General features: G+C 51.4%; 6 protein-coding genes and 1 pseudogene. 1 reads left to right on the top strand and 6 read right to left on the bottom strand.

Annotation, left to right across the window (positions count from 1 at the left end; genetic code table 11):
* The 4 genes and pseudogenes from ACR0BU_RS24355 to ACR0BU_RS24340 all read right to left on the bottom strand — a co-directional run.
* A partial coding sequence (locus ACR0BU_RS24355; protein ID WP_480739493.1) for a hypothetical protein occupies window positions 1-546 on the bottom strand: 546 nt, incomplete at its 3' end.
* A 423-nt stretch (window positions 547-969) separates the two neighbouring features.
* Window positions 970-1433: pseudogene (locus tag ACR0BU_RS24350) on the bottom strand (IS6 family transposase); the annotation flags it as partial.
* 86 nt (window positions 1434-1519) lie between these two features.
* A complete protein-coding gene (locus ACR0BU_RS24345; RefSeq protein WP_480739495.1) occupies window positions 1520-1909 on the bottom strand; it encodes a type II toxin-antitoxin system VapC family toxin in 390 nt (129 codons plus the stop codon).
* A complete protein-coding gene (locus ACR0BU_RS24340; RefSeq protein WP_298938250.1) occupies window positions 1906-2133 on the bottom strand; it encodes a type II toxin-antitoxin system Phd/YefM family antitoxin in 228 nt (75 codons plus the stop codon). Before ACR0BU_RS24340 ends, ACR0BU_RS24345 begins: the two co-directional genes overlap by 4 nt.
* Window positions 2134-2279: 146 nt before the next feature.
* Here ACR0BU_RS24340 and ACR0BU_RS24335 point away from each other — a divergent pair, with 146 nt between their 5' ends.
* Complete coding sequence (locus tag ACR0BU_RS24335; protein WP_480739497.1) at window positions 2280-2645, top strand: hypothetical protein; 366 nt, start codon at window positions 2280-2282, stop codon at window positions 2643-2645.
* 58 nt (window positions 2646-2703) lie between these two features.
* On the opposite strand, the gene ACR0BU_RS24330 is transcribed toward ACR0BU_RS24335, so the two are convergent.
* Complete coding sequence (locus ACR0BU_RS24330) at window positions 2704-2988, bottom strand: hypothetical protein (RefSeq protein WP_480739499.1); 285 nt, start codon at window positions 2986-2988, stop codon at window positions 2704-2706.
* 220 nt (window positions 2989-3208) lie between these two features.
* A complete protein-coding gene (locus tag ACR0BU_RS24325; RefSeq protein WP_480739501.1) occupies window positions 3209-5794 on the bottom strand; it encodes a S8 family peptidase in 2586 nt (861 codons plus the stop codon).
* Window positions 5795-6626 lie beyond the last annotated feature (832 nt).

Raw genomic sequence — 6626 nt, 5'->3', positions numbered from 1 at the left:
TTTTTGATCTTCGGATATTTTGTGTGCTTCATCGACGAGTGTCGAGATAAACGTTCTAAGCAACCCCGTCAGGGAGCCATTGAGCACCGAAAGATTGACTTCATCAAGAGATGGCGCCATCCAGGAAAACTTATCACGATTAAGTCCTATAGACACAAGGCTCCGTCCTTCCCAACGTGATTTCCATGGTTGTGCATACGACACGAGCATTAAATCCCCTGCTTTGGTTTTTACCGAACGATCATTGAATTCATCGTAACGACATCCATCTCGGATGAACCAGATTGCCCAATAGTCGAGATCGGACCTTCTGATCAGTTCATTCGTTCTTTCGCTACTGCTTGCATCAGATTCCCAATCAACAATATCTATTCCACAGAGATCGAAAGCTGAATACTCGGCGTGGTATCCATTATCGACTGAGTGGGGTTTCTTAAGGTCGCAAAAAGGGGCTACCACTTGCGAAATTGCGTCAAACTGATGCCTTGGCTCAAAATCAAGGGTTGAATATTTGATTTGCTTTATTGAGTTGGGTTTATTTTCCATTGGAGCCAAGAGAGATTTACAACCATGTATTTGAGGGTTTCAGTATTTCGAAGTTTCTTGCTGGCTCTTCGGGATTTTGGATCTGAGCACAGCCGCAAACACTTTGGAGTTTAGCTTCACTCGAAAAGGGCAAGTCCACGCCAGCGAACGCATCGAGTGTTCTTCTTCCGGGATGTATTGAGCCATCCAGCCGAAGTAGTCGGTTCGAGCGACTCATTAGCTAAACTCCCAAGTGTCATGTTCGCCCAAAACAGGAAGTGGACTGTTCTGGGAGGATTAGTTAGCCACAACAGCTTTTGACAATGAAGTCGGATTGTGGAGCGCACAGTCTCAACGGCGTCGCGTGGGGTCTCAAATGAAATCCAGGTCATGTTGACAACACGTCGGAGCCAAAGCTGGCCGGATGTGATGTCGATGAAGCTCCGGACAGCCAAAGCCTAAGAGCATTTTGTTGATGGCTCTTATGCCGGCGGTGTTGGCACCGCTCTTGTCGATCACAATCTTCTTAAGCACTCCATTTGTCTCCAACATCCGGGCGAAGAACCTTGTGGCTGTCGGCTTGTTTCGTCGTCGTGAAAGCATGAAATCAAGGGGTTTCCGTGTTTGTCGGCAGCCCGATAGAGGTAAACCCACGTACCTTTCACTTAAATGTAAGTTTTGTCCATTCTCCAAGAAGGGTCGCGCGGTGTTTTGCGGCGACGTGCTGCTTCAGCGATTGCACCGGAATACCGTGTTACCCATCGGTTCAGCGTGGTGTGGTCCACAGAAACACCGCGCGCGGCGATGATTTCTTCCAGGTCTTGATAGGAGGCACCGTAGCGGACGTAAAAGAACACTGCGAACAGGATCACTTCCTTCGGATACTGTGCACCTTTGAAAGAAATCACAGACCAACCTTTAACTGGATAATGCCGTTCGCTACACAGGCGCTACCGCCTCGAAGATCAATGGTCAAAATTTGCAGCAGATCCCTTTACCAGACACGCTGCAATCCCGGCAGCATGTCGAAGACCGCATCTTTGGAAATGAGTGTCATGTTCAAAAGCTCCGCCGTCGAGGCCAAGAACCTGTCGAACGGATCACGATGAGACCAGTCTCGCAAACCCGCATGCAAACATATCTCAGGTGAAAGTGCCGCTGCGAGCCCACCTTGCTCCGACAATATGTCTGGCAGGTCTGTCACCAACGGTTCCATTTGGGGCCACTTACCAATCCTGACCTTTTGTCCTATTTCAAAAAAACTGATCGGACTGACAAACACTCCATCTGCGGCCGCTATTGCTGCGTGTGCTGTCGCCGACAGCTCCGCCTTTGATGCAAACGACCAAACCCATGTGTGGGTGTCTAGCAGAACATGCTTCACTTACCTTCCCATGCGTCGAGTTCTTCGGTAGACAATGGTTCAAGGAAATCAGGCGGATTTCCAACCTTTCCCTCTAGCACGCCCAGCTTGAACCTGGACTGCGGTATCGCAACCAGCTTTACGACCGGCTTAGTTCCTTTCGCGATCACAACTTCTTCACCGGCGAGCGCCGCGTCAATGAGTTTGGACAATTGGCTTTTCGCCTTATGGACGGTAAACAACATGATATTTCCCCTTACTAGCTAACTTAGCTAATCGAAATCCAAGTTCAAGTCTTATCTCTGTCCTCACCTTTCTTGGAACCATGTTCGTCCATCAGGCCGTTTCCTTGGCTTGGTGTGTTCATATGAAACCACGAGCGGATTGTGTCATGAGGTTCAAATTGTGGCCCCGTTTTGCCTTCAAAGACACACCGCGCAAGCGTGCCGCCCTGCGCCGCAAACAGCAGAAGGAACGTGCGGCTTTTCCATTATTGGCCGATCAGATCGCTGAGCAGCAACCAAGTGAAGATGAGGTCATGCGAAAACGCGCTGTGGATTGGAAGCGGCAAGAGAAAAGCAGCCGAAAACAACGCGCCGATAAATGGCGTGAGGCCAGGTGTCGGATGGCGGCCCATTCTTCCAACGTAGCAGCCGCCTTGCGCCATGCTTGGAACTATGCGCACTACCCAGCCGATCCGCATAGCGCCTGTAAACGCCAGTCCGAGATATCCGCTCCAAAAGGCCCAATCACATGACTGTAAAATCGACGTCACTTGGAAGGAAGGCCACTCGCATCTGGAAATCGGCCCAGCTCTATGTCGGTTTCATCGGGGTCCGCAGGGACGCAAGTGCGATGTTGCCAAGATCTGGCCGCCCAAAAACGCCAATGCCACCATTCACGAGGACCCAGGCGAACAGGAAGCCTTTGTTGTACTCAAGAGCGAAGAGAGTAGCAGCTTTGGCGATGCGCAGGTTAAGTTTCGCAGCGACAGGGTGATCTTGCGGCGAAACATCGAAGTGGCGTGGCAGGGTGTTCAGGCTGACGCCATGGGTGTCATCGTCCGGGTGGCTGATGGCGTTCGGATCAAGCTCTGGCATGATGGTTCGGTCACGCGCAGAACCGATATGGACCGGACAACGATCGAACTCGATAGCTCAGTGTTCAGGAGAACCAAATATACCAGTGCCTACATATCCGGCGATGGCAGCGAGGTTGAAACCTTAACATCCGCGCACGACGCCTCCATCACTGATGCCGGAGTACAATCCTTGCTCGATGATGACTGGCAACCAGGGTGAGTGCTTCCCACCGCCTTTATTAAAAACGCCACTGCACTCGAAACAGACCAGCGGTGGACGTTTCACCCGAGACATGTCCAGCATTTGTGGAATGCAGCATTCCAAGGTGAATTTCCGCTTGGTTGCCAAGCGGTGTTCGATAGTCGAACCCAAAATTGACCTGATGTGCCGATGGACTCAGATCGATATCATACTGTGTATATGTGAGTTCATTGTTTGAATTGCGCCCTGAAGCAAGTTCCACAGAGGCTGTTCCGCTCTCTATTCGAGTTGGTCGTTGCACAAAAAGAGTGAGAGTGCTGCCCTGTTGAAACGTGTCCGCGCGATCATATGCGACTTGGTAACTGGCGTAGCGTAACCGACTGAAGTCACCAATCAAACCTTCGGCCCGTGCGTCTGTAAGTCCAAACTGTCCGGACACCTGAAACGATGACCGCTCGTTTAATGGTAGAGACCAAGACACGTTCAAACTCGTGGATACGGACTCCAGCGGATCAGACGTGCCTGTCGATGTCATTCCCAACACGCCGTCTGTGTCATAAACGGACGAAAGGCCGAGCGTTATCGCACTACGATCAAATTGTCTGAGGTAGGTCGCCTCAAAGCCGATGTCGCCCTCACTATCCGTGGGGACTAACAGCTCGATACGCTGCGTCTTGTTTGCATAGATGGGTAAAAGCACACCCCTGTAACTCTCCAAATAGTTCTCGGCACCATAAAGTCGGCTTGGGGTTAACACATCTAGGCTTGGGCGCGTGCCTTGTGCGCGCAGCCTCGTCAGGTTTCGGTCTCGGGCAAGGTTGGCCCTCTCAACAGAAAAAGCGGCACGGAGCAGGGGATTACTCCAAGACGCTTGCTGCACAAAAGAGGACGCGTCCAGTCGAAAATCTCCAGCCACTTGGTCCATGGACAGAACTGGCAGATTGGTCAGCCCCTTGACCAGAGCGTCCCCACTGGCACCGCCACCTACAATTGCGACTTTCCCAAGTACCAATTGCTCTCCAGATGCAGTTGTCGTGGATAAGGTGCCGATGGGCAAAAGCGCGGCACGCAAATCCATCAGCCCATGACCGAACTCCTCGTTGTAGCCATGGGAGAAACCGCCCTCGAATTCCAGTGTATGGGTGTGTTCAAAAAACGAGTTATCGGCAGTGGCCAACAAACGATTGCGTAATTGCGGTCCCGACAAGTTAGGAAAGGCCTCCGCCAACAGTGCAATCGCCCCGGCAACTTGTGGGGTAGCCAAAGAGGTGCCCCCAGATCTACCATAAGGTGAGTCTACGTTACTACTTGCCACCTGCACCGCACCGTCTGCCCCAATGCACCATCGGGCAGCTTCCCAGCACGCGCTGGAAACTCGAACGGGTGTTCCAAAACTGTCACTTGCTAAGTCGTAGGGGACGAATAAGTTGATGACGGCCAACCAGCCTTGTTCAAGCTCCGGAATCACGACCGGCAAGGCGGCCAAATAGGTACTGTCCGAGCGACGGCTGTTGTTGTCCGCAGCAAAAACCACAACTGCTTTCCTGGAGTAGTCTATTAGGTCTTCTTCGAAACCATCCCGATACTGACTTGAGAATACTGATTTGCCTGCTGAAATCGAGGCCACAAGTATCCAGGAATTGCTGTGAACAATTGCGCCGTGTTCCGCCGCATCTGCAATGGAAGCTTCCCAGGATGTTGGCTCGTCTCCGATGGAACCCCAACCGAATAACCGCAGATTTGCGTTTGGAGCCACACCTTCGATTTGACCGAAATCATCAGAACCCGCAGCGATTGATGCGACGGCCGTACCATGATCGGCAACAATAGAGTTGTTCACGTTCGTGACGGTTCGGTCAACGGCTTTAAATTCATCATGCGAAAACTGGAAACCACCATCAAAGATCGCGATTGTCTGGCCAGCGCCCGTCAACCCAGCGCCGCGCGCATATTCCAATTTTATTGCAGAGAAAGGCCAATTGCTGGCACTCTGTTGTGCACCAAATCTCGCAGAATTTCGCGCATTGCTGACTGCTGCCGCCAAGGATTCTATTTCTTCAAAATCGCTTTCGGAAGTGAGTTTGATCAACGTTCCGGAATCATCATAGAGATAACCCCCGGTGTAGTCATCGGGCTCAGGCGGCGGATCCACCGGTACCGGATTAGCCGGTGGGTCCTCCGGTGCAGGTTCAGGATTGGTTGGGTTGGGGCCTGGAGAAGGTGATGGACTGGAATCTGGATCAGAGTCTTCACTACCGCCATCGCCTGCGAGAGAGACTGCCGCTGCTATTCCGAGAATCCCGAGAATAATCATCGAACCCGTTCCAACCCGTTCCGGAGGTCTCCCAGACGCCTGACTCCCAGGAAGAGCCGCTACGGGTGTCAGGTGCCTGTCCAGGGTCTGGCTGAGGTATTCCTCCATGATCGCAGGCCGGTTCAGGGTGATGTACGCGTGCGCATCCTCGAAAGTTGATGGATCCCGAGCATATTCAACGACGAGTAATTTCAAGACCTGTTGGTCTGAGTAGGGCGTGAGTTGGTCGGAGTAGATATTTGCCGAGACGGCGGTAGCCAAAGTTACAATAGCCGAAGTGGTAAGAACCAAACTACTAAAATAGCGCACGAAAATGCCCCTGCTTTACTTATTTGATTGTAACCATTCGGTTGCTATCACGGGTTTCTGTTTTGACGGGGCCAAAGCACCGCTTACGAACCAACTTCATGCCCTCCCTTTCCAGCATTCAACAGCGCCAGTGTTTTCAATTCGTCGCTCAGCAGGCTGAACTAGGGCAACTAATAATAACAGGTTCCCGAAGTGTACGGGGCTATTCTTAAATAGGCCCTAACTATGGTTTAGCAGCGTACTAAGGTGTTGAGACTGATATGCTCAATGCTTCGCAAGACTGAAGAAAGACAGAACCATGTTGCGACTTTTCATGATACTTTCCCTCATTTCAGCCTTGGCTGCCTGTGATGTACCATTCGTACCCTGCATTTAAGCTGGCGTGCCTGTGTACCCTGATCTATCGAAAATAGTTGTATACAGAATTCGGCACCCCGTAATGCGATCAGGTGCGGTCGCATGTGGGACTTCGTTCGAATGGCATGTTGCCGACCGCACATTCCGGACATCAAAAATCAGGTGGCAAATGGCGGGCGAGCGTAACAAACTATGTTTTGCTTCGACTGCGCCAAGGTCAGTTACTTTATGCTTAGACCAAGTTGACAAAGTGAAAGTCTGAAGGGTGCAGGCTTACCATAGTTGAAGGCTATGTAAATATAGGATTGGAATATTTCCCAATACAGCAACCGGGTTCTAAGGTTGGGTATGGAACGCATTGATCGGCCCCCGCGTGCTCGGCTGAAAATCGCCAATATTCGCAATAAATTCAGCCTGTTACTTGCAGGCCGAGTGGGTCTGGCGTATCATCGGTTCATCGGTTCATCGGTTCATC

This window comes from Ruegeria sp. CK2 (assembly GCF_056536585.1).
Note: the sequence above shows the minus strand (reverse complement) of the source record. Positions and strands in the feature narration are given on the sequence as shown.

What these genes read in the sequence shown, in the direction of transcription:
- ACR0BU_RS24340 (WP_298938250.1), bottom strand. Translation starts at nt 2,133, where the DNA reads ATGTTGTTTACCGTCCATAAGGCGAAAAGCCAATTGTCCAAACTCATT.
- ACR0BU_RS24335 (WP_480739497.1), top strand. Translation starts at nt 2,280, where the DNA reads ATGAGGTTCAAATTGTGGCCCCGTTTTGCCTTCAAAGACACACCGCGC.
- ACR0BU_RS24330 (WP_480739499.1), bottom strand. Translation starts at nt 2,988, where the DNA reads ATGCCAGAGCTTGATCCGAACGCCATCAGCCACCCGGACGATGACACC.